This is a genomic window from Achromobacter deleyi (assembly GCF_902859705.1).
GTDB lineage: Bacteria > Pseudomonadota > Gammaproteobacteria > Burkholderiales > Burkholderiaceae_B > Achromobacter > Achromobacter deleyi.
Map to the genome: position 1 here is coordinate 77,637 of NZ_CADIJO010000016.1, position 24,917 is coordinate 102,553.

A 24,917-nucleotide genomic window follows, 5' to 3' on the forward strand; every position below is an offset into this window, starting at 1 on the left:
GCCAACCACAGCTTGGAACGCCGCTACTGGCTCAACGGGGAGTGGAAAGGCCGCCCGCCCTCTAGCAAGGCGGCACAAGCGAGCGCGACGATCACTGTGAGTAGCTCCGTCGGAAAAGACGGCCGGCCGGTCGCGAGCTCGCCGAAGAGCACAACCGCAGTGGCGCCACGGATCAGTGGATAGCAGCCATACCGGATGACAGTCGCAATGAAGGGGGCGCATTGGTGCTCATCTGTTCTGTCCTAAAGCTCTGACTGGATTGGAAAACCTTCTAGCTACGGTAGAGTCAAGGGCGTCCGGGAAGACCCTGTGGCAAGTTCGTTGCATCTGCGCCTTGACTCTCCAGCCGCTACAGGCTTCAGCATCCATCGATTTGGAAGGAACAATGCATGGCTGAAAACCACAGAAATCACGAAAACGACGAGTTGGGCCGCCTAGATGCGAGCGATGCGAAGGACCGAAAGATTCTTCTGACTGTGTTGCTGATCAACCTGACGCAGTCCGCCGCCGGCATTGCCCTTGGCATCTGGGCTGGCTCTACGGCGCTGATGGGCGCCGGGTTGGACAACCTCGCCGATGCGTCGGTCTATGCGGTTAGCCTGTATGCCGTCGGTCGTGCGGCAACGGTCAAGGTGGGCGCGGCCCGCTTGTCGGGTTTCTTGCTAATCGGCCTGGCCGCGCTGCTGCTGTTGGAAGTCCTACGCCGCTTCGCTGGAGGGGAAGAGCCTGTCGGCCCAGCCATGATGGCCATGGCCGCGCTGAACGCGGCTTTGAACCTAGTGTGCCTCAGACTACTGCGCCGCCATCGCGGGGAAGATGTGAACTTCAAGGCGTCAGCGATCTTTACCAGCAACGACTCCATCGTCAATGGTGCGATTGTGCTGTCCGGGGTGCTGGTGATGGGGTTCGGGTCGAACATCCCGGATCTGGTGCTGGGCGTCATCGTGGCCGCAATCGCAGCGAATGGGGGGCGGGAAATCCTGCGCGAAGCATCGGAAACAGCTCGCCGTAAGGCGGGCACATAAGGCATGTTTTCGCCCAGTTCATCCCGAGGTTTACCTCTGCAAAAGAGGTAGTCCAGCCTTTGGGCTACGGCCTCGGCTGCAGCCGAGCGTACCATTGGCGATGGCCGCGCGATAGGCGGGCATGCCGTTCTCGACCTCCGTCTGCCGTACAGCAGCGGTGCGCAAGGTTGAGGGTGCATGTCGTCTCTCCTGTTCGTGTGGCCCAGGCCAATGGCCGGGCCGGGACGTTGATGGGCAGGAGAATGGCGCCGAAGGCCCAACGGCCTTCGGCTCGGGAGAAAAGAGGAACCACCCGTGGGCTGATTGGCAGGCCCGGTCGTCGCTAGAACCGTCTGCTCATCAAGCAATCACACCCGGCCCATGTCGTGGCTGGGGCCGGCATCGTCTGGCGCACATCCGCGCACAAAGGGAGCCCGTTTTTGCACCGGCGGGCACCGGCACCGATTACCGCTGACCACGAAGGGTCTCCCGGTGGCTCGTGCAGCCTGGCAAGCCACCGGGAGACCCTTCGCAGAGGGCGGAAGAAACGCAGATCAACAGAACGCGCGTGGTGCGGCTCGCAGAGAAGCTACCTTCAGGTCCCGCGGCCGGGGACGGCTGGGCGGGACGCGCACACGGATCAAGAAGGCGTTGCGCGCTGGGCGTCCCGCAGGGCATGCGGCGGAGTGCGGGACAGGGGCCACGCCGCCGAAGGCGGGCACGGCTCACGGGGAACGGGGGCGGTCAGGAGCCTTTGCGGCCGCTACGGCGCGGGCGCGAGGCGCCGCGCTTGGAGCTGCCGGATTCGACTGGCAGCGTGCCTTTGCAGTCCGGGTAGCGGCTGCACGACCAGAACGGGCCGCTCTTGCCGCTGCGCTGGCGCGTGGGTGCGCCGCACTGCGGGCATGCCGGCCCTTGGGGAACCTTGATGGACAGGGAGGCGCTGCCGTACTGCGCAATCAACTGCGAAATCCACGCGGCCTGCTTGCCGATGAACACGTCCAGGGTGAGCTGTCCGGCCTCGATCATGTCGAGCGCCTGTTCCCAGACGGCGGTGGTGCCAGGGTCGGCAATCGCCGCAGGCACGGCATCGATCAAAGTGAAAGCCGCATCCGAGGCGCGGATGGCGCGCCCCTTCTTCACGAGGTAGCCGCGAGCGATCAGGCCGCCGATGATGTTGGCCCGCGTCGCTTCGGTGCCGATGCCAACCGTATCCTTGAGCTTCTGCTTCAGGCGGGGATCGGACACCAGCTTGGCGACGCCTTTCATGGACTTGACCAACTCGCCTTGCGTGTACGGTTTGGGCGGCAGCGTCTTGAGTGCCTTGAGATCGACGTCGGCCACCTGGCATGCCAGGCCCTCATACAGTTTCGGCAGCGCGGGCAGCACCTGGGCGCGGACCGCAGTATCGCCCTCGCCATCACCGTCTTCGGCCTGCGGCTCGGCGAGCACCTGGCGCCAACCCGGGATGACAACCTGCTTGCCCGTGGCCGCCAGGTTCTGCCCCCCGCACGAAAACTTGGCCACAGTGCGGTCGAACTCGTGGTGAGGGAGGAACTGCGCCAGGTAATGCGACCGGATGAGCCTGTACACGGCCAGTTCCTTCTCGCTCATGGCGGAGAGCTTCGCCGGTTCGAGCGTCGGGATGATGCCGTGGTGCGCCGTGACCTTGCCATCGTTCCAGGCGCGCGAGCGCTGCGAGCGGTCGAGCTGGCCCATGATCGAGCGCAGCGAGGGATCGGTCTTGAGCAGGCTGTCGAGAACGGTGGGCACTTCGGCAAACATGCTCTCGGGCAGGTAGCCGGAGTCCGAGCGGGGGTACGTCGTGGCCTTGTGCGTCTCGTACAGGGCTTGGGCAATCTCCAAGGTTTCCTGCACGTCCAGCCCAAGCTGCTTGGAACACACTTCCTGCAAGGTGCCCAGGTCGAACGGCAGCGGCGGGCCTTCGCGGACACGCTCAGTCTCCACCGACACGACGTGGGCACTGCCCGCAGCGCGGATCTGCTGCATGGTCTGCTGTGCGACCGGCTGCCGCAGGCAGCGGCCTGCGTCGTCGGTGCACGCATCGGGTGGAACCCATTGCGCGGCGAAAGTCGAACCGCCTGCGAACAGGGACACGGCGATGGCCCAGTATGGTACGGACACGAAGCGCGCGATCTCGCGGTCGCGGTCCACAACGAGCTTGAGCGTCGGGGTCTGTACGCGGCCGACCGACAGCACGCCGTCGTAACCCGCCTGTCGCCCCAGCACCGTGAACAGCCGGCTCAGGTTCATGCCCACGAGCCAATCCGCACGGGAGCGCGCCAGCGCCGAGTGGTACATCGAAAGCGTCTCGGCCGAAGGCCGCAGCTTGCCCAGTGCCGCCCGAATGGACGCATCGTTGAGCGCCGACAGCCACAGGCGTTCGATGGGGCCGCGGTAGCCGCAAAGCTCCACGATCTCGCGGGCGATCAATTCGCCCTCGCGGTCGGCATCGGTGGCGATAACCAGGTGAGTCGCCTTCGCCAAGAGCGCCTTGACGACCTTGAATTGCGTGGCGGTCTTCGGTTTGACCTCGACCCGCCAGTGCTGGGGAATGATGGGCAACTGCTCAACGGACCATCGTTTGAGCTGCTCGTCGTAGGCCTCGGGCGGCGCCGCCTCCACGAGATGGCCGATGCACCAGGTGACCGTGACGCCGGAACCGTTGAGGCAGCCTTCACCGCGCTGCGTGGCGCCGAGAATCCGGCCAATGTCTTTGCCCTGGGAGGGCTTCTCGCACAAGAACAGCCGCATATCCGTCCATCCCGATTCCTGTTGTTCATGGAGTTGCTGGGATCGAGGATGCCGAGCGCAGCCCCTGGCAGCAGCAAACAAGCCGCATGCGGCAGCGACCGCTTTCACGCCGATGAAATGGCGAGTGCGGGGAAGGTGCGTGGCCGGAAGTGTGCGGGCCGAGAGCCGCGATTTCCGGGAGCGCGCGTGGAACTCGGTGGACGTTGGTGGAGCTATCCCCTGGGGATAATTCGCAGCGCATGGAGGGCGGCGAAGCACTGCGGCAGCCGCCCTCCATGCCCGATCACTTCCTGCGCTTGGTCTCTTTCGGCGCCGTCGATTCCTGGGTGGCCTGGGGCTTCGGCTCTGCCTCCTGTGGCTTCGGGCTGAGGGCCACAGACTCGATGCGGTACGGCAGGATGCCGACACTGCGCGCGTTGACCTGCCAAGTCTCACGCGGCTGATCTTCGTTGTCCGTCCAGGGGTCGCGCTCCATGCGGCCGACGACCAGCACCCGCATGCCCTTCTGGTAGAGCTGCTGCCAGCGGTCGGCGTCGTGGTGCCAGAGTTCCACCGGCGCCCAGAAGCCGCCGCGGTCCTCGAACTCGCCGCCCTTGGTGGGGACGGGGTTGTCGAAGTACACGTTCAGCCGGAGCAACCGGCGAGGATCGTCGTTGCCATTGGGGAATTCGCGGTACTCGGGAGGCGATCCGATGTTGCCCTCGCCGATGAATTGTGTGCTCATGTTGGAATCTCCGTGGTGGTTGAAATACCCGTGCCTCGTTGGGCTCGGGCGCGTGCTCGGATGGCAGGCGCAATCACCGATCGCGCACTGCGGCAGGAACGGACGCGAGCCGGCGCAGGTAGGTGTTGTCCGCCTGCGCGGCCTTGCTGGCGCATTCCTGTGCTTGCCTGCCCAGGGTGTGCAGCAGGCTGATCTGCATGTTCAGCATGACGCGCTGCAGTTCGATCTCGTGCAGGTCGTGCAGCAGGTTGACCGGCGTGCTGGGGCTCGCCATCAGCTCCTGCCACAACGCCACGCCCATGGCCGATCGATCGTGCTTGCGCCAGCGAAGAAAGGTCGTGCCTGCGCCAGTGGTCTGCTGGGCCAGCTCGACGGGAAGCAGGTGGAAGGGATGCCCGCACGCCTGTGGCAGCACCTGTCGCTGCGCCAGGGCAATCAACTCGTCGCGCATGGCGAAGCACTGGCTGGCCCAGGCCTCGAAGTCCCCTTTACCTTTAAAAGGCTTTAAAAGGCCTTTTAGAGAGGCCGCGTGTTCCAGCCGCATGAAGGCTGGCTGTTCCAGACGACGGAAGTAGCGCGGTTCGCGGTTCGGGTCGCTCATGCCGGTTCGTCCTCGCCGGCGGCTGTGGACTTGGCCTCGGCCGAATCGGCGGCAGCGCCTTCGTCGGTGGGAGATGCGGCTGCGGCAGCGCTATCACCACGCTGTTGCAGACCACGGCGCACGACGGGCGGCGCAAACTTCGAGCGGCGCATGCCTTCGAGCACGTCCTGCGGCAGTTCGCCGAACTTCTCCAATGCTGCCCGAGCTGCGGCGTTCTTGGCCGCGAAGTCGTCGCGGGTGCAGCCCGAGTAGCGGTATTGCTGGGCCAGGCTGAACAGGCTGCGCAGCGCGTGGGCACCTTCGTTGAGCCAGCGCTCCAACGTCGAGCGATCGATCAGCGCGGTGTGGTGGGCGAGGATCAGCTTGCGGGCGATGTCGTCGTAGTCGGCCAGCAGATAGACGGCGGCAAAGCCGAGCTGCGCGTTCACGAACAAGGGGAGCTTCACCGGCTGCACGTTGAGGTTCTCACCCAGGCTCAACGCCGCAGGCACGCCGGCCAGTGCCTGGTCAACCTGCTCGCGCAGCGATTGCAACGTGGTCCTGGTCTGGTCGAGCTTTTCCTCGATGCGCAACATCCACCAGTCGCTGTACGGGTCGTCCTGCTCCGAGCCGCGCTTCATCTTGTTCATCACGGCGATGTAGCCGTTCAGGCCGACGATGCCGGGTCGCCCCTCGGCGGCGGCGCGGCCATGCCAGATGCGCGAGGCGTGGTGGGTGTGCAGCGTCAGCGACATCGCGCTGCGCAGGGAGCCGAGGTTGAGTTGCAATGGTTCGTTGCTGGTTGCCATGGTGATCGCTCGCTGGTGGACAGGGAGCCGCCAGCATCCGCATGCAGCGGAAGGCAGTCAGTCAACAAACCGAAATGAGCCGACCCCCGGTTCTGTGCGCGCTGGCGGCGCAGCGCGCAACGGTCCCCTGGGGACCGCTCCGCAGATGGGCACTCACATCGGCGTTCCCGTCCTCGGTTGTTGACGGTATGCGTGCTGCACCGCACGTCGCGCTGCCGTTCGACACGATCCTTCGCCGCGCAGCCGTCCCCAGGGGACCGTTCCGTTGAGCGCCATGGAGGTCTGCTTCATGGTCTTGCATGCGCTCTACTCAGGTTTTGCGCAGCATGTCGCGCCGTCGCCCGGCGCTTCACCGCACAGCCGTCCCCAGGGGACCGTTTCTGCCGACCGCCATGGAGATCTACTTCACGGCTTTGACAAGCCCTGTGCTCAGGATTTGCGCAGCAGATCGCGCAGGCGCTCGATGTGCTGCCGGGCCACCTCGGGCGGCACGACGTTGCGCGGCGGCTCGGTTGGTGGCGCTCGCGCCGCCGATGGTGTTGGCGGTGCCGGGCCGGTCTGCTTGGCCCAGGCATTGAACTCGCCGCGCATGGCGCGCTGGATGATGCCGAACAGATAACCGGCGGGGTTGCGGATGCCATGCTTGCCGCACCGTGCGGCCCATTCGTCCAGCACGGCCTGCCGCAGGGCAGCGTCCACCTGCTGCAACGCCATCTTGGCTCCGGCCTGCTGTTCCGCCTTCAGTTCCGCGAAGCGCTTGGGCCATTGCAGGTCGCCCAGCGCACGCGCCTGCGCGGTAGTACGTACTTCATCAATACGACTACTACGTACTGTACGGTCCTGCTTCGAATTCCGAAGAGCGCCGTCTGGCGCGGGTTTCGGCCCTGCTTCGGATTCCGAAGATGGGCGATCGCCATTCCGAAGAAGGCTCGCGGGCCCTTCTTCGGAATCGTGGACCGCATCCTCCTGTGGATAACTTTCGGAGGCGGTGATGCCCTGGTCGGCCAGGCGCTCGGCGAGCACTTGCAGCCGCGACGGCAAGGTGCGTCCGGACAGCATCGGGTCGTCCGCGATCTCCTGGAGGGTGTTGAGTCCCACCACCTGGACGGCCTTGGCCGAATGCCCCAGCGACTGGCTGACCAGGGCCAGGTAGTCGGCGTCGAGTTGCATCGCCTCGAACGGCGTCAGCGGTTCGTCGTGCAGGACGTAGAGGTTGCCGAGGATGCGACCGGTCTTGGGGTCGCGCCGTCGTCGCACGAGGCTCAGCCAGCGCGTCAGGCGCAGCAGCGTCAGCGCCCGCGCCACGGTCTCATGGGAGGCCTGGCCTGCGCAGGGCATCGACGCCAGCCAGGGGCGCAACTGCTCATAGGTGGGAAATGCCGTGACGCCATCGTCGTTGAGCATCAATCGGAACACCTGCCAGGCGTTGCGCTCCAGCGGTGTCAGGCGGCGGTCGAGGAACAGCCGCCGCGGCACGCTCTCGTGCCGATTGCCACTGAACAGGAAGGCGTCGCCGGACGTAGGAGGCGTGGGCGTTGGAGCAGGCAGGGACGCGGGAGCGCCAGAGCTGGACTTGGGCGCGAGGTCCTTCAGCGCAGCGTCGAACAGGTCGGCGAGTGCGATGGGGCCAGGGCGCTGGGCTCGTGGGGCGGTGTCGTCCACGGCCATGGCCTAGCCCAATCCCTGATCGACCCAGTTCCTGATCGCGGCCCAGACCACCGAGAGCGGCAGCGACATGCCCTCGGCCAGGTCCATGGCCGCATCGAGAATCGAGGTCTCGTCCTCCAGATCGACGTTCCTGCTGCTGGTCACGGCTTTCCATTGCCGCCACAGTTCGGTGTCCTGGGTCTCGTCCAGGACGGGGTGGCGCCCCTTGCGCTTGGGCAGGCCGAGGATCTCCCGCCGCAGGGCGACTTCCTGATGGGTCAGGCCATAGAAGCGGCTGACCATCTCCGTGCTGGCCCCCAGCCGCAGCATGCGATCGACCGTGGCGATTTCCTTCTCCACGTCCTGTGCCTGGTTGAGCAGGCGCTGCAGCACTTCGCGGTTGACCGTGACCGAGCACCACGAGACGCTGGCGTTGGCCAGCACGCTGATCAGCGCGGGGTGCTTGAGCGCATCCAGCTCGGCCTCGCCGAAGCCCATGGCCTTGCAGCGGCGCAGTTGGCCGTTGCGAAGGTCATACAGCGCCTGGGCAATCACGGCCTGGTTGAGCGGATGCGATGTGGACATGCGGCCTCCCTCGCTCACGTCCCGGGCGCCGTGGTGCCGGCTTCCAGGTCCAGCAGACGCCGGGCGAGGCGCAGCAGCCGAAAGAGCTTGACCAACGCCGTGTCGCTCAAGCGCCTTGCGCCGCTGCCATGGCCTTGGCTCTGGCCGTGCAACAGGGTCGGCAGGTCGGCGGCGAGCTGCGCGCCGTCCAGGCCCGCTTCGGCGACGGGCTGACCCGTCAGGGAAGTGAGCAGCGTCAGCACCGCGCGGCCGAGCGGCGACGGGGCTTGGCCGCGGGCGCGGCACGCAAACCCGATGCCATCGGCGCGATCCTCGATGCACTCGTCCAGGCCTGCCTCCCCGGCGATCTCGCGCGCGAACTGCGCGATGTGGATGCGCAGCCGATCGGGCGTGTCCAGGCCGGCGTCGATGTACCAGACGTCGGAGATCGGATAGAGTCCGCCGGCTTGCACCGGGATGGACTGCAGCACGCTCGCCGAGAAGTCGGGCGGCAGCGCATCGCCCAACTGGTCGGCGACCATGCGCTGGATCGATTGGAGCCGTTCTGTCGTCGGTGCTGGCGAGACGATGTGCTCGCGAAGCAGATCGCCCGGTGCGGCCGGCTGGCTTCCCGTGGCCGCTTCGCCAACCGCCGTGTCGTCGTGGCGCAAGGTGGGCTCGGACGCCGGAGGGCTGGCGGGTGGAGGACCGGCCGCCGCTGCAGGCGTGGCGATGGACGATGCTGCGCCCGGCGGAGTCGGCGTGCCGGCGGTGGGCGAAGGCAACGCCGGCTGCGCCGCAGGTGGCGTCGGGTCACTGACCAGCGCCCGGTGGCGGCTTTCCGATTCGGTCAGGTCCAGCGCCAGCACGTCGTAGCCGATGCCCAGCAGCTCGGACATCTGGCCGATCAGCTCGTCTTGCACGCGCTGCGGCGCGAACTCGTCGCCCTGCGTGTCGAACTGCGCCAGCACCTCCTGAAAGAAACTGTCGAAGTCCAGCGGCAGCGAACGGTCCTTGGCGTAGTGCTCCCAGGTGCGTTTGCAGGCCGTGCGCATGACCGACAGCCGCTCGACCTGGTGGCGCCCCAGGCCGCCATAGAGCACAGTGGGAATGGCGGGCAGCAGGTAGCGCACCGCGTCGGCCATGCGGGTGATGTGCGACCGCTGGACGGGGAAGCCATCGGCCGCCAGGCGGCGGGCCAGTTCCGACTGGCTCAGGGCGGCGCCGCTCTCCTGCTCGTAGAACTCCCGTGCTTTCTCGACGCCGAGCGCGCGCTCGATGAACGTGAGGCCGCCGCGCAGTTCGTTCTCGGCAAGATGCCCGGTCAGCGCGACGATTTCACCGCGCTCCGGCCATGGTCGGAACAGGCACGATATGCGGAAGAAGCGTTCTTCCTTGGTCTCCGACCAGAGTTCGCGCAGGATCGCCAGTCGCGTGTTGCCGCCGTTGCGGATGATGTAGTGGTCCTCGCCGGGCCTGCGCGTGATGGCCGGCGCCGCGTCCAGGCCGCGCTCGCGGATGGATGCCTTGATTTCCTCGTAAGCCGGGTTGCGCTTCATGCGCGGGTCATGGTCGTAGGGCCGCAACTGGTCCAGCGTCACGACCATGGGCGTGTCCGCGATCGGGTCGCTCAAGGCCGTAGCCGCTGGGCCGCTGCGCTCGAAGCCGGCCGCGAGCAGCTTGCCTGCCATGTCCTGCGAGGTCATGTCAGCCATGGCCGCACCCCTCGCAGTCCCCACGACCGCCGGCCGGCGCCATGCGGGCCTCTCGCTCGGCGCGGCGGATCTGCGCACGGGCGTTCAATTCGGCCCGGTGGTCACTCGCTGTCGAACTCGTGTAGATCGCCGCGCAGCCGGCCTTGGTGAACTTGAGGTGCCCGCCCGGCGTGCGCTTGACGTGCCAGCCCTCACCGACCGCGAACTCGATCAGGGCGCGCAGCCGCTTGTGGCCGCGGGCCAGCTCATGTGCGTTCGCCATGGGGCCTCCCAGGATCAAGAGGTCGCTGCGGGCGGCCGGATACTTGAGCCAGTCGGTCCTGCCATTGCGGGAACAACTCGCTGGCGAGCGCGCGCATCGTGTCGAGCGCGGCAGGGGCGACTCTGCCGGGCGGCTGGCGGTGCTCGACCCGATGCACCGGCAGGCCGCGCGTTGCGGCACGTGGATACGCTTCTATGGCCGGCACGTCGGTGGCGAGCACGCGGATGCCGGCGCTGTCCTGGAACAGGTCGCGCAAGGCCTGCTGGATCAGCCGTGCGTTGGCGGACACCGGGTGGACGCGGTTGATGAGCAAGTGCAGCGGCGGCGGTTCGATGCCCAGGTGCCGGTACGGCGCAATGTCTTCGAGCAACTGCATGGTGCCGCGCCGCAGCTCGCGTGCCGCGAGGATCTCCGGCGTGACGGGCGACAGCGCGAGATCGGAGGCGAGCACCGCCATCTCCAGCAGCACGGAACGCGCGCCCTGGGTGTCGATCAGCACCAGGTCGTAGAGGGGAGCAAGTGCTGGCAGCAGATGCCGCAACCGCAGGCGGCCATCCGGCGCATGCAGCAACAACGTGTTCAGCTCGCCCCGGTGGTCGTCGGACAGCACCAGGTCCAGGCCCGCGATGATCGTGCGGGACACGAGCTGGCCAAGGTCGCGCTCGTTGAAGGCCAACAGCTCATAGATGCCGCCCGGCGCGCGCTGGGTCAGTTCGTAGTAGGAGGACAAGGTGGGCTGCACGTCGAGATCGAGCAGCAGCACGCGCAGGCCCGCGTCCGCGGCGAGCCCGCCCAGGTTGGCGGCCGTCGTGGTCTTGCCGACGCCGCCCTTCGTTGAAATGATGGACACGACCTGCATGGCGCTCTCCGGCTGGGAATGGGAAGTCCGCGGGAGAGCGGGTCAGGTCCGGTGGTTGAGGCGCTCGGCGATCCACTGGTCGATTTCGATCGAATCCCAGCCGACAGCGCGCACGCCCAGGCGCAGCGCCTGAGGGAACTGGCGCTTCTTCATCAGGTTGTAGATGTGGGCGCGTTTGAAGCCGGACTTCGCTTCGACTTCATCGAGCCGCAGGATGCGGCGCTCGTTCGGCGGGAGTACAGGGGTCTGCGACATGGCGGTCACTCCTGAACGCTCGGTGGCGTTTGTTGGCGTGACCTCTATTCAATAGACCTGGCTGCGGAAAGACATTGCAAATGCAATCTCCGCGATTGCACATACAAGCTGGATAACCTCATGCGCTTGCGCTACGAACGTACCTCTTAGCGTTGGCGAACTTTCCGTTTAAGGTGCGCTCAGTGATGCCCATGGTGCCGCCGTAGTGGGCGACCAATGCAGAGACAAGGGCCTCCTGCGTTTTGAAGCTGGAATAGGGCACGCCTGAAGGCGACTGGCTCAGCATCAGCGTCAACATCCCTCCAATGATGTTGAGATAGGTCGTTTCCGCCCGTTCGCTGATCTCGCATTGCTTGGATGCCAACAGCACCGAGGATTGCTTGAGTAGCGTGTCGTGCTGCTCCTGCAGTTCTCGCATCTCACGTCGGGCTTGTTCAAGCGCGGCCTGAAGGGCCAGCCGCTCCACGAGGATCGCCTGTCCTGTTTCCATGGTGATGAAAGGATGCGCCATGCGTTCGCCACGGCTGAACAGAAATCCTGGCCGGTGCTCGGGATAGTGGGTGCGCATCCAGCGTTTTAGATCGACATGGCGAACAGTCAGATCCAGAGAATTGAGCAGGTTCGGATCATTGAGCGTGATCCCGTTCTTGCCGTAGGGCAGCTCTCCGTTGAGGATGCCGTCATAGATACGTTCCGAGTGCAGCCGGCACTCATTCCATCGAGGGCAGTTCAGCGACCGAGGCAGGACACGCGGTGACGCGATCGTGGCCAGGATCATCGGGAGATACCGCAGCAACCCAGCCCATCGGATGGCCGCCTCGATGGGACGATAGAACACCTTTGATGTTGAAATGTCCTTGTGCATGTCTTCGTCTCCTTTCGGGTGCGCTACATCACCGGCTCCTTTCTTGCCCAAGGGCTGTTGTGTCGTTATGGCCTGCGACGGACGCTTGAGGCGATGCCCTAAGCGAAGGCGGAGGAGGCCATTGGCGTCCGCCGCAGGTGGCCTTGTCTTGCTTGATATGCAAGAATCGATCAGTTGCCGGCCCATCGAGCGATGAGGACGCAAGCTCGATATTGGCGCTCACGGTACCAGCGTCATAGGTGGCGCAAAGCCCATCAAGACCGATTTGGTATGGTCTGATATCCAGACGGTTCAAGACCAGCGAGTTGAAGCGTTCGACGCCCCTACGTCCAGTTGGGGACTGGAAATCAGCGGTTAGTGATGCATCGCTCCACATGCTGATATATCGACAAAGTATCTGCCGCAGTACCAGTGACCCTGCCAGGTTGCCCCAGCACATAGGAGACGGAGATGGCTGAACATTCCCATGAACATCAACATCACACATCCGGTCAGATGGGTAAGCACGGCCGACCATACGCCAAGTTCTGGGTGAACATGGTGTTGGGCCTCGTCGTCATGTACTTCGTAATGTTCAGCATGATCGACGGCGCCAGGGACTTCAGAAACAATCTCAACATGCTCTACATGGCGGTCACTATGTGGGCGCCAATGGGCATCTTCATGCTAGCGACAATGCCCGGCATGTTTCCAAACCGGCGGCTCAATCTCGTGCTGTACGGCTTGTTTGCCGTTCTCACACTCGGTTCTTTTGCCGCTACCCGTGCTCAAACCGGAATCGGCGATCGACAGTTCATCGCGTCTATGGTCCCGCACCATTCGGGAGCGATCCTCATGTGCCGCGAGGCGCAGCTCTCAGATCCGGAACTCGTCAACCTATGCCAAGCGATTTCCGATGGCCAGCGCGCGGAGATCGAGCAGATGAACCGGATTGCTGCACGCCTTCGTTGAGGCTGGCTGCCACTACACTGGCGCCGCGTTGCGCTCCGGCGAAGTTAGCCGCAGCGATGTAAAGATGAGTACTTGCGGTGTTCCGATGCCGGCGGTTGTGTCCTACAGCCGTCCAGGTGCCAGGTAGTCCACGCGACACCACCCCGCGCTGCCTGCGGAGCGAGCGCAAGTCATGATCGTCGCAAGTTGGAGTTCGATAGCGAACCCGCTCAGCAGCTGGACGCATCAGGCGTAACGACGGGTGGATGGATCATCCTTGGACGCTGGTGGAAGTGGTTGGATGAACTTTGTTGCCGAGGGCGAAAAACAAGGCTATAATTGAGTTCTTCGCTGATCACCACAGTGGAGAAAGTGATTGGGAAACAGAGACTTAGCGCTCTAGTGCATGACTCGTTTCCCGCTCCAGATTTTGATGCGCAGCGCGTTCACAACCGCTGCGTAAATTGACGAAAGGGCCTGCGGGCCCTTTTTTCATTGGTGCGCCAGATCGCCGCATGTAGCGAGGGATTCCCGATATGCAAGCACGCAACGACATCTGCGCCAAATATGGCCTGGCTGACACGCCTCCCGAAGACATGATCGCCGTCGCCATATCCACGCCGGGCCAGATGCCCATCTACGGCACCCGTATCGTCCTGCCGGAAAACGGCACCATCAGCTGGTTCATTCACTGCGGCGGTTATTCCGATGCGGATGATTTCTATCAGCCGGTCCACACGGCGCATCTGGCGCAGATGCTGCCCCAGGTTGTGGATTACCTGCACCTGCCACCCGGGGCGAAGTTCATCATTGACGACCAGGGTTACGAAGACGTGTGGATGGATCAGTAGCCGGCAGCCCGCCGCTTACCCGATAGCGGCATGGGCTGCAAGCCGCCCTATTGCTGTGAGAAATGTCCCGCGATCTGTTCCTGCGCGCGCAGCCTGGCCGCATCCAGTGCCTGCCCGCCCATGGCGGTGCCTTCCACCGAGAAGAAGGTCAGGCGCTTCAAGCCGATCGTGGCCAGGGCCACTTTCAGGTAAGGCGTCAGGAAGTCGGGCTGCCTGGCATCGGGACCCGAGAACAGGCCACCCGACGACGCGGCGACAAACACCGGCCGGTCGGCCAGCACGCCGACCTTGCCTTCGCGCGTCACGCTGAAGGTGCTGCGCACCCGCACCACGTGATCGATCCAGACCTTCAGCGCCGACGGGACGGTGTAGTTGTGCATCGGCGTGGCGATGACGACATAGTCCGCATCGGACAATGACTGGATCAGTTGATCGGATTGGCGCAGCGAGCCGCGGCCACAAACGTCACTGCCTGGGTCGGCGGGCGAACCCAACGCGCGGGCGTAGTCCACATCCACATGCGGCAGCAGGTTGGCGTCGATTTCGACGATATCGCGGCCGCGCACAGGGTCGTGCCGAGCCAGGTGTTCCACCACGAATTGGGACAGCCGATGGCTTTCCGAGCCCACGCCGCGCGGGCTGCAAGTCAAACGCAGGATGCTCATGCTGCCTGACCTCCCAGCACTTTCGAAAAACGCATGGCGCCGGTCAACAGGCCCTGGCGGAAATAGAAGCGCTGCGCCAGGGCGTTGGCCAGGCCGGTGTCCAGCACCAGCTTGGCACACCCGGCTTGGCGGGCGATGCCTTCCAGCGCCTGCAGCAGGCGCGCGCCGTGGCGGCCACCGCGGCTGCGCTCGGTGGTGACCAGGTCGTCCACATACAGGAAACGGCCGTAGATCAGGTTTTCCTGGTAGCGGTAGCCCGCCAGAGCAACCGGCTCGCCGCCTTCCCAGACGGCCAGCAGCGCGTAGTTTTCAGCACGCATGCGGGCAACGCGGGCGGCAAAATCAGACTCGTCGGCCAGGTGCGGACGCAGTTCCTGCATGACGGGAAAAGCAGCGCGCAGCTCGTCGGCGGTTTCTAGGTGGCGGATGTTCGGGTCACTCATGTCTTGATAGTCCTGTCCTGGCAATCTTGCCGTGAATCGGGCCCGCGGCCGGAACCGACCGAGGCAGACATCATGCTAGTCAGCCCATGCCATAATTTGAAGAACCATAAATTGAACTTTGGACTAGGCCATGACGCGGTCTCCCATTGACAGCCTTCCGCCCGCTGCCGCCAGCGACGAACCGCTCTACCGCCAGATCTACGACCGCTTTCGTGGGGCCATCGCCCAGGGCACCCTGAAGCCGGGCGACCGGATTCCGTCGGCGCGAGCGCTGGCCAAGGACCTGGGCGTGGCCCGCGGCACGATCGAGATGGCCTATTCACTGCTGCACGCCGAAGGCTATGTGCAGCCGCGTGGCCAGGCCGGCACCGTGGTGACGCCGGGACTGCAGGCGCAAACCGTGACCAAGCCAGCGCCCGCCCCGGTCAAGCCGGACCCCGACACCTGGCGCCACCCGCCGTCGGTATTGCCCTTCCAGATGGGACTGCCAGCGCTGGATGCATTTCCGCGCAAGATCTGGGCGCGGCTGGGCGCCCGCCACCTGCGCGCCACGCAGGCGGCCGACCTGTCATATCCGCCGGCCGACGGGCTGCCCGCGCTGCGTACCGCCATCGCCGCCCACCTGCAGGTGGCGCGCGGCATCCATTGCACGCCCTCGCAAGTGTTCATCACGTCCGGCTATCGCGAAAGCCTGAACCTGGTGATCCAGGCATTGCTGCAACCGGGCCAGCAAGTGTGGGTCGAAGATCCGGGTTACCCGCCCACGCGCGAACTGCTGACCCACGCCGGCCTGGAACTGGCCCCTATCGAGGTGGACGCCGAGGGCATCATGGTCTCGCGCGGCATCGAGCAAGCGCCACAGGCCAGTGCCGCGGTGGTGACCCCGGCCCACCAAAGCCCGCTGAGCGTGACCTTGTCGCTGACCCGGCGCCAGGCACTGCTGGAGTGGGCCGAACGCAACCAGCGCTGGATCGTGGAAGACGACTACGACGGCGAATACCGCTACATCAGCCGGCCGCTACCGGCGCTGAAAAGCCTGGATCGCCATGGCCGCGTGCTGTACGCGGGCACGTTCAGCAAGGTCATGTTTCCCGGCATCCGCCTGGCGTACCTGGTCGTGCCCGAAACGCAGATCAGGCGTTTCGAGGACGTCAATCGCGTGCTCGGCAATGGCATCCCCGGCCTGACCCAGGCGCTGGTCTGCGCGTTCATGACCGAGGGACATTTCGCGCGGCACATCCAGCGCATGCGGCGGCTGTATTCCGAGCGCCGCGAGGCCACGGCAGCGGGATTGTCCAAGGTGTTCGGTCCGGACATGCCCATCAATCCGCAACCGGGCGGCATGCATCTGCTGGTCAGGATGAAGGGACACCACACCGACCGCCCGCTGGCCCGCCGCATGGTCGAGAACGGCATCTATGCGCACGCGCTGTCGCGCTGGTCGACGGCCGCGCCCTGCGGCTCGGGACTGTTGATGAGCTTTACCAACATCGAATCGCAGGAACGGGCCGAACAGCTGGGCCGCAGGATTCTTGCGCTGATGTGAACAAGGCCTGCCCCGATGGGCAGGCCTTGGCAGACCACGATACGGGCCAACGCCCGCCGCGCCTCAGTTCAACCCGGCCTTGTCCAGGCCGAATGCGGCATCCGCCGAGCCGGGCTCGGTGCGGAAGGCGACGTTCAAGCGATTCCAGCCATTGATGCCCACGACCAGGAAGGTCAGGTCCGAGATTTCCGCTTCGGACAACTGGCTGCGGACCTGTTCGTAGACCGCATCGGACACGCCATGCGGATGCAGCACGGTCAGGGCTTCGGTCCATTCCAGCGCGGCGCGCTCGCGTGCGCTGAACAATTTGGACTCGCGCCAGATGGCGATATGGTGCAGGCGCAGTTCGCGCTCGCCGCCGATCTTGGCCTGCTTGACGTGCATGTCCAGGCAGAAGCCGCAGCCATTGATCTGCGAGGCGCGGATGGTCACCAGGTCATTGAATTCCTTGATGACGGCCTTCTTTTTCAGGGAGGCGCTGAAATCCAGGTAGTGCTTGGACAGTTCGGCGGACACCTCGAAGTAATTCAAACGCTGGCTCATTTCACTCGTACCTTTCTTCAATGGGTTGCGGACGACACCGCGTACCGACATAGTGCAATGCCACCGCCTGGCGAGAAAGCGCCAAGAAGCGCAATTTGGGCTGGGCCATGATGCGCCCCCGCTTCGTTGACCCTTGGCGGATTTGATGTATACTCTTGCCTCTTCAAAGCAGTACCGCAGTGCCCCGCGCGGGAGTAGCTCAGTTGGTAGAGCGCAACCTTGCCAAGGTTGAGGTCGCGAGTTCGAGACTCGTCTCCCGCTCCAACGCTTACGCAGCAGGCCGTTTTCATTTCGGCGGCGACGTTGTTGGAAGATCCGGTTTCCGGCTCACGCATCGGCACAATTCGGAAAACTGTGTATAATCGCTGTCTTTGGTGGACACGGCCTTTTTTAGAAAGCCCCGCCAAGACAAGTGAAGTAAGGCTTGAAAACAAGCCCAGCAGTACCCAAGCGGGAGTAGCTCAGTTGGTAGAGCGCAACCTTGCCAAGGTTGAGGTCGCGAGTTCGAGACTCGTCTCCCGCTCCAAATACAAAAAGGAAGCACCGGCCAACACCGAGCTTCCTTTTTTCTTGCAGTACTGGCGCAATGGCAGAGTGGTTATGCAGCGGATTGCAAATCCGTGTACGTCGGTTCGATTCCGGCTTGCGCCTCCAGTACCCCCCCTCCTGCAATACCCCTCCCCCTGCATCTCGTTACCCATCCCTACGCCCGGTCAATCGATTGGTTGCTAAGGTGACGCCGTTTTCATTGAACGACGAAGCCATGCCCCACAATCAGAAAAAACCTATGCTGCGACGCGCCCCCTCCACCCTGCTGGCGCTGTCGGCCGCGACGTTGATGACGCTGGCGCCCCTGGCGGCCGAGGCGGATTCCGACCGTCACCACCACCGCCATAAGCATGGCCGCGGCGAGTACAAAGAGAAGTATTGGGACGGCGCCTGTGAGGTCGAGCGCAAATGGAAGCGCAATGGCGACTACCGCGAAAAGCGCAAGTGCCGCGACGACTACCGTTACGGCTACGGCGCGCCGCAACCGGTCGTAGTGCCGATGCCAGCGCCCGCCATCGTCATCAACCCGCCCCCCATCATCATCCGCCCCTGACCATGGACCCTTCGGTGAAAGACGCCATCGCCCGCTGGCCCGACGTGCCGGCGGTGTTCGGCTGGCTGTCGCTGGACGCGCGCGGACGCTGGCGCCTGCATCCGCAAGGCCAGGCCGCGCAAGGCGGTCCGGGCGAGTCCATCACCAATGCGCAGATCCTGGGCTTCATCAACCGCAATTACGAACACGACGAGGCCGGCCGCTGGTTTTTCCAGAACGGCCCGCAGCGCGTGTACCTGCGGCTGGATGCGGCGCCGTACGTGCTCCGATTGAGCGATGACAGCCGCACACTGGTGACGCACACCGATGCCGCAGTGGATACCGTCAGCGGCTGGTGGCTGGACGACGGCGGCCAGCTCTATGCCATGACCCCGCTGGGGCCGGGCATCGTGCTGGACCGCGACCTGCCTGCGCTGCTGGACCGGCTGACAACCCCGGACGGCGCGCCGCTGCTGGATGTGCTGGACGCGCTGGATTCCGGGCATGCCATCGGCGTCACGCTGCCGGACGCTTATCCCCCCGCGCCGCTGCGCCTGATCGATCAGCGCGACCTGGCCGCCACGTTGGGTTTTCAAGCGAACCCCATCGACCAGGCCGCGCCAGGCGAGCCGGAGCGCGGCGAATAAGGCACGCGCCGAGACGCCTCTCGCGGCGAGCCGCTTCAGAACATGCCGTTGGTATTGGCCGATTGCTCGGGAATCGGCTGGACCGCATCCCAATGCTCGACGATCTTGCCTTTTTCCAGACGGAAGATGTCGATGATGGCGTTGCCGCGCGAGCCCGGCTCGCGCACCGCGTGCACGTGCAGGATCACGTAGTCGCCGTCGGTGAAGACGCGCTTGATCTCGCTTTTGGACTGCGGGTATTTGTCGCGCAGGAAGGCGACGAATTTGCGAAAGCCTTCGGGGCCGTCGGCCGCGTTGGGGTTGTGCTGCACATAGCGGTCGCCCACGTATTTCAAGGCGGCATCCGCGTCTTTCTGGTTCAAGCCCTTTTCGTAGAAGGCCAGCACGGCCTCTTTATTCGCGGCTTCCTGCTCGGGCGAAGCATAGGCCACGGGTGACAAAGCGGCGGCAATCAGGACAGCGCCAAAGGCGCGCTTCATGAACGTCATGGAATCTCCAGATAAAAAATACCGGGGCGGCCGGACCATTCTAGGGGCCGGCCGCCCCGGGGGCGACGTCCAATCCGGTAGACAGACTGATGCGCGAGACGATCAGCCGCGGCCGCTCTTGACCAACGCGAACTTGCCATCGCCCAGCAGCGCCAGCACGGCGGCTGCGACCGACAGGAAGATCGGGTATTCCCAACCGCCGTTCGGGTTGCTGAAGCCCCAGCCATTGCCGAAGTGGACGGTGGACGCCACGAACAACTGCACGGTGGCGATGACGGCGATCCAGCGCGGCACCACGCCCAGGATCAACAGGACGCCGGCGCCGATTTCAAAGAAGGTCACCGGATAGGCCAGCCAGCCGGCAAAGCCGATCTTGGCAAAGAACTGCGCGGTGCCCGGCAGGGTGAACACCAGCAGCTTGGTCAGGCCATGGGCCAGGAACATCACGCCCAGCGCGATGCGGAGCAAAAGCGCGGCATAAGGCGCGGTACGGGTATCGATCATTGCACTCTCCGTGAGCGAATCGCCCAGGACGGGAAGATTCTTCATGGCCGCTATTCTTGCGATTCCAAAAACAAAGATAAACATGCAAAATCGCAACTTATTGTTCCCCGATTGGTAACAATACCGGACACGCCATGGACACTCACACCGCGATGCAGACCTACGCCCGGGTCGTCGAACTGGGCTCTTTCGCGGCCGCCGCGGACAAGATGGGCCAGGCCCGTTCCGTGGTCACGCGGCAAATTGCCTACCTGGAAGAAAAATATGGCGTGCGGCTGCTGAACCGCACCACCCGCAAGCTCAGCATGACCGACGCGGGCCGCGCCTTCTATGAGCGGGTGCGGCCGATACTGGCGGAAGTGGCCGACCTGGAACTGTCGCTGCAGGCCGAAGGCCAGGCGCCCAGCGGCCGCCTGCGAGTCAGCGCGCCAGTGTCCTTCGGCATCCTGCACCTGGGCCCGGCCATCGCCGAATACCTGTTGCGCTATCCGGACGTGGTGATCGACCTGGACCTGAACGACCGCGTGGTCGACCTGGTCGAAGATGGCTACGACGTGGCGGTGCGCATCGGACCGCTGCAGGATTCGTCGCTGGTGGCGCGGCCGTTGGCGGCGCAGCAGCTGCTGGTGTGCGCGGCGCCCACGTACCTGGAACGCCATGGCGTGCCGCAGACGCCCGACGACCTGAAGCAGCACCGCTGCCTGCACTATGCCTATGCCAGCACGGGCAACGAATGGCATTTCCAGAAAGACGGCATCACCCACCTGGTACGGGTCAATGCGGCCTTGCGGGCAAACAACGGCGACGTGCTGCGCACCGCCGCGCTGGCCGGGCACGGGGTGATCCTGCAGCCGGAGTTCCTGGTGGGCGACGATGTGCGTGCGGGCCGGCTGGTGGCGCTGCTGCAGGATTACGGCCACACCCCGATCTCCATGTATGCCGTGTACCCCCACCGGCGCTTCCTGTCGCCCAAGGTGCGCTCGTTCGTCGAGCACCTGGAAGAACGCTTCGGCAGCCGGACCCCGGCGCCCCCGGCCCGGCGCGCCAGCCGGCGCCGCAGCCGGTAGAATCGACCCCATGACCGCCAAATCGCCCCTCGAATACTTCCCCGCGCCCCGCCGTGCGAATTTCTGCAGCCAATGCGGCTCGCCCGTGAACCGCCGGGTGCCCGAGGGCGACAACCGCGAACGCGACATCTGTGACCACTGCGGCGCCATCCATTACCAGAACCCCCGCCTGGTGGTGGGCACGGTGCCGGTGCTGGACAACCGCGTGCTGCTGTGCCGCCGCGCCATCGAGCCGCGCTACAACACCTGGACGCTGCCGGCCGGCTTCATGGAACTGGGCGAAAGCACGGCACAGGGCGCCGGCCGCGAAACGCTGGAAGAATCCGGCGCGCGCATCCGGCTGGGCGAGATCTACACCATCATCGACGTGCCGCAGATCGAGCAAGTGCACGTCTTCTACCTGGCCGAGGTGCTGGGCCCCGAGCTGGATCCCGGCCCGGAAAGCCTGGAAGCCCGCTTCTACGACGAGGCCGACATTCCCTGGGACGACCTGGCGTTTCGCACCGTGGCCACCACGCTGCAGCGCTATTTCGAGGACCGCAAGCGCGGCACGTTCGGCCCTCACCACTACACCCTCGAATCGCACCGTTGAAGCTGCCCTGGCTTGCTGCAGACACGCCGTTTCCGCCGGCCGAATTCGCGCTGACGGATCCGGACGGCCTGCTCGCCGCCGGCGCCGACCTGACCACCGACCGGCTGATCCAGGCCTATTCCAACGGCATCTTCCCCTGGTATTCCGAAGGCGAGCCCATTCTGTGGTGGAGCCCGAATCCGCGCATGGTGCTGGCGTGCAAGGATTTCGCCCCTTCGCACTCGCTGCGCAAGCTGCTGCGCCAGGTCGCCAGCCAGGAAATCGCCCCGACCCCGCGCATCGAAGTACGGGTCGACACGGCGTTTGCCGACGTGATGGCGGCATGCGCCGCGCCGCGTGACGGCCAGCCGGGCACCTGGATCACCGGCGCCATGCGCCAGGCCTATCGCGCCTGGCACGAAGCCGGCTATGTCCACAGCATCGAGACCTGGATCGACGGCGAATTGGCCGGCGGCCTGTATGGCATCAGCCTGGGCCGAATGTTCTTCGGCGAATCGATGTTCACGCGCGTGCCCAATGCGTCAAAGATCGCGCTGGCCTACCTGGTGCGCTATGTGACGGCCCAGGGCGTGCAGTGGATCGATTGCCAGCAGCAGACCCGCCACCTGGCCAGCCTGGGCGCCAAGCCCGTGCCGCGTTCGCGCTTCCTGGCGCATGTGCGCGCCGCGACCGCCGGCCCTGCCATCGCCTGGGCGCCCGGCCGCCTGGACAGCGCCGGCCGGCTGATCCCCCTGGCGCGCCCGGGCGCGGCCCCGGACTATCCCGCAGCCGGCGCCTGAGGCCACATGGGTCTGCGGGTTAAGCGTTAATATGTACCCATCCCGTCACGGACTTGGCGCCGCACGCCGGGACCCCAGATGAGCCAGCTTAAAGAATTACCCTTCTCCACGCTGCAGTTCTACGCGACCGCCCCCTACCCTTGCAGCTACCTGCCAGGGCGCCAGGCACGGTCGCAGGTCGCCGCGCCCGGCCACCTGATCAACGCCGGCACGTATTCCCAGCTGGTGGAACAGGGCTTTCGCCGCAGCGGCCTGTTCACCTACCGCCCGCATTGCGACAATTGCCACGCCTGTGTGCCGGTGCGGGTCGACACCGCCGGCTTCGCCCCCAACCGCAGCCAGCGGCGCGCATGGCGCGATCACCGCAACCTGCAATCGTTCGTGGCGGAACTGGCCTGGTCGCCTGAACACTACCGTCTGTACACGCGCTACCAGCAGGGCCGCCACCCCGGCGGCGGCATGGACGAAGACAGCCGCACCCAGTACGCGCAATTCCTGCTGACCAGCCGCGTCAATACGCGCCTGGTCGAATTCCGCGACCCGGGCGGCATCCTGATGATGGTGTCCATCATCGACGTGCTGGATGACGGCCTGTCGTCCGTCTACACCTTCTACGACCCCGACGTGCCGGGCAGCCTGGGCACCTACAGCATCCTGTGGCAGATCGAACAATGCCGCACGCTGAACCTGCCGTGGCTGTACCTGGGCTACTGGATCGAAGACAGCCGCAAGATGTCGTACAAGGCCAGCTTCCACCCGGCCCAGTACCTGATCGACGGCAGCTGGCGCGAAGCCCCCACGCCCGCCGCGCCGCCGCCCACCGATCCGGCCTGACGGCGGCCGGACGGCGCCAGGGGCAGCCAAAGACGCTTTACAATCCCGCTCCATGTCGATCCTCTTCCACGCCTACCCCCTGGCCCGCCCGGCGCTGTTCGCCATGGACGCGGAAACCGCCCACGAAGTCACCCTGTCGGGACTGCAACGGGCCTACGATTGCGGCGCCACCCGCAAGCTGCTGCACGCGCAGCCCAAGGCGCCCTGCACCCTGATGGGCATGCAGCTGGCCAACCCGATCGGCCTGGCCGCCGGGCTGGACAAGAACGGCGCGTATATCGACGCGCTGGGCAACCTGGGATTCGGCTTCGTGGAAGTGGGCACGGTGACCCCGCGCGCGCAACCCGGCAATCCCAAGCCGCGCATGTTCCGGCTGCCGCGCGCCAATGCGCTGATCAACCGTCTGGGCTTCAACAACCAGGGCCTGGATGCCTTTCTGGCCAATGTGCAGCGCAGCCAGTGGCGCAAACAAGGCGGCATCCTGGGGCTGAACATCGGCAAGAACGCCGACACCCCGATCGAACGCGCGGCGGACGACTACCTGATCGGCCTGGCGGGCGTGTACCCGCATGCCGACTACGTGACGGTGAACATCTCGTCGCCCAACACCAAGAACCTGCGCGCGCTGCAAGGCGGCGACGAGCTGTCGGCCCTGCTGGCGCTGCTGGCGGACAAGCGCCGGGCGCTGGAAGACCAGCACCAGCGCCGCGTGCCGATGGCCGTGAAGATCGCCCCGGACCTGACGACCGAGCAGATCGACGCCATCGCCGATGCCCTGCCGCGCCACGGTATCGACGGCGTGATCGCCACCAACACGACGCTGTCGCGCGAGGCCGTCACGGGCATGGCACATGCCGACGAGGCCGGCGGCCTGTCGGGCGCACCGGTGCATGAATTGTCGTTGGCGGTGATCCGCCGCCTGAAGGAACGCCTGGGCGACAGCCTGGCGATCATCGGCGTGGGCGGCGTACTGTCGGGCCGCCAGGCCCAAGAGAAAATGCAGGCCGGCGCCGATGCGGTGCAACTGTATACGGGCCTGATCTACCGCGGCCCCGCCCTGGTGGGCGAATGCGTGCGCGCGGTCGCGCGCCCCTGAGCGCAAGCCAAAACGCAGGCAAAAAAAGAGGCCACCCGAAGGGTGGCCCTAATTCCAGCTCTGCTCTGTCACTCAACAGTACTACATAACTGCGATTTGCGCAGCACTGCGCGCCAAATACTTAGGCGCTGCGGCGGCTGCGGCTGGCAACCTTGGTGGCGGCGTCGGCGGCATCCGTCGCAGCCTTGAAGGTCGCGTTCGCGGCGGCATTCAGGTTGGACTCGGCGACTTCGGCGGCCTGCTTGGCGGCCTTGGTCAGCGAATCGTAGGCGCTGTTGGCGGTGGCCAACGACGACTTGATCAGGGCAACGGCGCTTTCCGAACCCGTGGGGGCGTTCTTGGAGAACTGCTCGACGGCGTCGGTCAGTTGCTGTTGGCCTTCGGCGATTTGTTCTTCGGTCAGCTTGACCAGGTTGCCTTGCACGCCGGCAACGATGTCATACACGTGCTTGGTGTACGCCAGGGCCTTTTCGGCGCCCGGTTGCAGCAGGCCGGAGGCGAACGCCGCGGCTTCTTGCGGGTCCTTCACTTCGGTGGCTTGTTGCGATTTCTGGGCGACTTCGTCCAGGGTGGCGCGCACGACCTTCAGGTTCAGCTCGACCAGCTTTTCGAAACCGGCGAACACAGCCGACTGGGCGGCCACGAAGGTGTTGATGCTGGCTTTTTGACGGTCCAGGACTTGTTGCGGGATAGCGCTCATAGAATTGCTCCTTTTAGGGGTAGCCGGAGGCTTTCCGGCAGGTAAGGATGGTGTCTGCGACGAAATTAACAACGTGCGCGGAAACTGGTACT

General features: G+C 65.1%; 28 protein-coding genes and 3 tRNA genes. 14 read left to right on the plus strand and 17 right to left on the minus strand.

The window, feature by feature from the left end; translation table 11 throughout:
• Positions 1-389: 389 nt before the first annotated feature.
• Complete coding sequence (locus HV798_RS21460) at positions 390-1,025, plus strand: cation efflux transmembrane domain-containing protein (RefSeq protein ID WP_003098972.1); 636 nt, start codon at positions 390-392, stop codon at positions 1,023-1,025.
• Positions 1,026-1,748: 723 nt separating this feature from the next.
• Here the strand turns inward: HV798_RS21460 and HV798_RS21465 are convergent.
• The 11 genes from HV798_RS21465 to HV798_RS21515 form a co-directional block, all read right to left on the minus strand.
• Entirely contained in the window at positions 1,749-3,779 is a 2,031-nt protein-coding gene (locus HV798_RS21465; RefSeq protein ID WP_003116834.1) for a DNA topoisomerase III, read from the minus strand.
• Between the two features lie 283 nt (positions 3,780-4,062).
• On the minus strand, positions 4,063-4,503 hold the full coding sequence (locus tag HV798_RS21470; protein ID WP_003098976.1) for a single-stranded DNA-binding protein: 441 nt from the start codon (positions 4,501-4,503) through the stop codon (positions 4,063-4,065).
• A 73-nt stretch (positions 4,504-4,576) separates the two neighbouring features.
• The gene (locus tag HV798_RS21475; RefSeq protein WP_003098978.1) at positions 4,577-5,104 is read right to left on the minus strand and encodes a DUF3158 family protein; all 528 of its coding nucleotides are present in this window, start codon (positions 5,102-5,104) and stop codon (positions 4,577-4,579) included.
• Positions 5,101-5,892 carry a PFL_4669 family integrating conjugative element protein gene (locus HV798_RS21480; RefSeq protein ID WP_003116836.1) on the minus strand — a complete coding sequence of 264 codons (792 nt, stop codon included), beginning with the start codon at positions 5,890-5,892 and terminating at the stop codon, positions 5,101-5,103. The genes HV798_RS21475 and HV798_RS21480 overlap by 4 nt, the downstream gene beginning before the upstream one ends.
• A gap of 429 nt (positions 5,893-6,321) precedes the next feature.
• Positions 6,322-7,560 carry an STY4528 family pathogenicity island replication protein gene (locus HV798_RS21485; protein WP_003116837.1) on the minus strand — a complete coding sequence of 413 codons (1,239 nt, stop codon included), beginning with the start codon at positions 7,558-7,560 and terminating at the stop codon, positions 6,322-6,324.
• 3 nt (positions 7,561-7,563) lie between these two features.
• On the minus strand, positions 7,564-8,124 hold the full coding sequence (locus tag HV798_RS21490) for a DUF2857 domain-containing protein (protein ID WP_003090097.1): 561 nt from the start codon (positions 8,122-8,124) through the stop codon (positions 7,564-7,566).
• Positions 8,125-8,138: 14 nt separating this feature from the next.
• On the minus strand, positions 8,139-9,818 hold the full coding sequence (locus tag HV798_RS21495; protein ID WP_004350508.1) for a ParB family protein: 1,680 nt from the start codon (positions 9,816-9,818) through the stop codon (positions 8,139-8,141).
• Positions 9,811-10,080 (minus strand): hypothetical protein, encoded by a 270-nt coding sequence (locus HV798_RS21500; RefSeq protein ID WP_003050422.1) that lies wholly within the window; start codon positions 10,078-10,080, stop codon positions 9,811-9,813. Before HV798_RS21500 ends, HV798_RS21495 begins: the two co-directional genes overlap by 8 nt.
• Positions 10,064-10,939, minus strand: coding sequence for a ParA family protein (locus HV798_RS21505; protein ID WP_003098988.1), 876 nt, complete (start codon positions 10,937-10,939; stop codon positions 10,064-10,066). The genes HV798_RS21500 and HV798_RS21505 overlap by 17 nt, the downstream gene beginning before the upstream one ends.
• 42 nt (positions 10,940-10,981) lie before the next feature.
• Positions 10,982-11,194 carry an AlpA family transcriptional regulator gene (locus HV798_RS21510; RefSeq protein WP_003090093.1) on the minus strand — a complete coding sequence of 71 codons (213 nt, stop codon included), beginning with the start codon at positions 11,192-11,194 and terminating at the stop codon, positions 10,982-10,984.
• A 118-nt stretch (positions 11,195-11,312) separates the two neighbouring features.
• Positions 11,313-12,059: a hypothetical protein gene (locus HV798_RS21515; protein WP_003098991.1), complete on the minus strand. Its 747-nt coding sequence runs from the start codon at positions 12,057-12,059 to the stop codon at positions 11,313-11,315.
• Positions 12,060-12,509: 450 nt separating this feature from the next.
• Between HV798_RS21515 and HV798_RS21520 the strand changes: the two genes are divergently transcribed.
• The gene (locus HV798_RS21520; protein ID WP_003098996.1) at positions 12,510-13,010 is read left to right on the plus strand and encodes a DUF305 domain-containing protein; all 501 of its coding nucleotides are present in this window, start codon (positions 12,510-12,512) and stop codon (positions 13,008-13,010) included.
• Between the two features lie 515 nt (positions 13,011-13,525).
• On the plus strand, positions 13,526-13,840 hold the full coding sequence (locus HV798_RS21525; RefSeq protein ID WP_175190842.1) for an immunity protein Imm33 domain-containing protein: 315 nt from the start codon (positions 13,526-13,528) through the stop codon (positions 13,838-13,840).
• A gap of 47 nt (positions 13,841-13,887) precedes the next feature.
• Here the strand turns inward: HV798_RS21525 and HV798_RS21530 are convergent, their stop codons facing one another.
• Both HV798_RS21530 and HV798_RS21535 read right to left on the minus strand, forming a co-directional pair.
• Positions 13,888-14,505 carry an FMN-dependent NADH-azoreductase gene (locus HV798_RS21530; protein ID WP_175190841.1) on the minus strand — a complete coding sequence of 206 codons (618 nt, stop codon included), beginning with the start codon at positions 14,503-14,505 and terminating at the stop codon, positions 13,888-13,890.
• On the minus strand, positions 14,502-14,948 hold the full coding sequence (locus HV798_RS21535; protein WP_175190840.1) for a GNAT family N-acetyltransferase: 447 nt from the start codon (positions 14,946-14,948) through the stop codon (positions 14,502-14,504). The genes HV798_RS21530 and HV798_RS21535 overlap by 4 nt, the downstream gene beginning before the upstream one ends.
• Before the next feature lie 130 nt (positions 14,949-15,078).
• Here HV798_RS21535 and pdxR point away from each other — a divergent pair, with 130 nt between their 5' ends.
• The gene (pdxR, locus tag HV798_RS21540) at positions 15,079-16,494 is read left to right on the plus strand and encodes a MocR-like pyridoxine biosynthesis transcription factor PdxR (protein WP_175190839.1); all 1,416 of its coding nucleotides are present in this window, start codon (positions 15,079-15,081) and stop codon (positions 16,492-16,494) included.
• A gap of 63 nt (positions 16,495-16,557) precedes the next feature.
• On the opposite strand, the gene HV798_RS21545 is transcribed toward pdxR, so the two are convergent.
• On the minus strand, positions 16,558-17,037 hold the full coding sequence (locus tag HV798_RS21545) for a carboxymuconolactone decarboxylase family protein (RefSeq protein ID WP_175190838.1): 480 nt from the start codon (positions 17,035-17,037) through the stop codon (positions 16,558-16,560).
• 188 nt (positions 17,038-17,225) lie between these two features.
• Between HV798_RS21545 and HV798_RS21550 the strand changes: the two genes are divergently transcribed.
• The 5 genes from HV798_RS21550 (at position 17,226) to HV798_RS21570 (ending at position 18,765) form a co-directional block, all read left to right on the plus strand.
• A tRNA-Gly gene (locus HV798_RS21550) sits at positions 17,226-17,301 on the plus strand.
• A gap of 186 nt (positions 17,302-17,487) precedes the next feature.
• Positions 17,488-17,563, plus strand: a tRNA-Gly gene (locus tag HV798_RS21555).
• Between the two features lie 54 nt (positions 17,564-17,617).
• Positions 17,618-17,691: transfer RNA gene (locus HV798_RS21560), tRNA-Cys, on the plus strand.
• A 133-nt stretch (positions 17,692-17,824) separates the two neighbouring features.
• On the plus strand, positions 17,825-18,139 hold the full coding sequence (locus tag HV798_RS21565) for a hypothetical protein (protein WP_232786518.1): 315 nt from the start codon (positions 17,825-17,827) through the stop codon (positions 18,137-18,139).
• Positions 18,140-18,141: 2 nt separating this feature from the next.
• Entirely contained in the window at positions 18,142-18,765 is a 624-nt protein-coding gene (locus HV798_RS21570) for a DUF2946 family protein (protein WP_175190837.1), read from the plus strand.
• A 35-nt stretch (positions 18,766-18,800) separates the two neighbouring features.
• Here the strand turns inward: HV798_RS21570 and HV798_RS21575 are convergent, their stop codons facing one another.
• On the minus strand, positions 18,801-19,253 hold the full coding sequence (locus HV798_RS21575; RefSeq protein ID WP_025136850.1) for a nuclear transport factor 2 family protein: 453 nt from the start codon (positions 19,251-19,253) through the stop codon (positions 18,801-18,803).
• A 102-nt stretch (positions 19,254-19,355) separates the two neighbouring features.
• Positions 19,356-19,757, minus strand: a complete 402-nt coding sequence (locus HV798_RS21580; RefSeq protein WP_175191110.1) for a DoxX family protein — start codon at positions 19,755-19,757, stop codon at positions 19,356-19,358.
• A gap of 134 nt (positions 19,758-19,891) precedes the next feature.
• Here HV798_RS21580 and HV798_RS21585 point away from each other — a divergent pair, with 134 nt between their 5' ends.
• The 5 genes from HV798_RS21585 to HV798_RS21605 all read left to right on the plus strand — a co-directional run bounded on the left by HV798_RS21585 (position 19,892) and on the right by HV798_RS21605 (position 24,125).
• Complete coding sequence (locus HV798_RS21585) at positions 19,892-20,824, plus strand: LysR family transcriptional regulator (protein WP_175190836.1); 933 nt, start codon at positions 19,892-19,894, stop codon at positions 20,822-20,824.
• Positions 20,825-20,834: 10 nt separating this feature from the next.
• On the plus strand, positions 20,835-21,416 hold the full coding sequence (locus HV798_RS21590) for an NUDIX hydrolase (RefSeq protein ID WP_006393199.1): 582 nt from the start codon (positions 20,835-20,837) through the stop codon (positions 21,414-21,416).
• Positions 21,413-22,195: a leucyl/phenylalanyl-tRNA--protein transferase gene (gene aat / locus HV798_RS21595; protein ID WP_175190835.1), complete on the plus strand. Its 783-nt coding sequence runs from the start codon at positions 21,413-21,415 to the stop codon at positions 22,193-22,195. The genes HV798_RS21590 and aat overlap by 4 nt, the downstream gene beginning before the upstream one ends.
• Positions 22,196-22,273: 78 nt before the next feature.
• Positions 22,274-23,029 (plus strand): arginyltransferase, encoded by a 756-nt coding sequence (locus tag HV798_RS21600; RefSeq protein WP_175190834.1) that lies wholly within the window; start codon positions 22,274-22,276, stop codon positions 23,027-23,029.
• A 52-nt stretch (positions 23,030-23,081) separates the two neighbouring features.
• Positions 23,082-24,125 (plus strand): quinone-dependent dihydroorotate dehydrogenase, encoded by a 1,044-nt coding sequence (locus HV798_RS21605; RefSeq protein WP_175190833.1) that lies wholly within the window; start codon positions 23,082-23,084, stop codon positions 24,123-24,125.
• A 121-nt stretch (positions 24,126-24,246) separates the two neighbouring features.
• Here HV798_RS21605 and phaP read toward each other — a convergent pair whose 3' ends face one another.
• On the minus strand, positions 24,247-24,825 hold the full coding sequence (gene phaP, locus HV798_RS21610; protein WP_175190832.1) for a TIGR01841 family phasin: 579 nt from the start codon (positions 24,823-24,825) through the stop codon (positions 24,247-24,249).
• Positions 24,826-24,917: the final 92 nt, after the last annotated feature.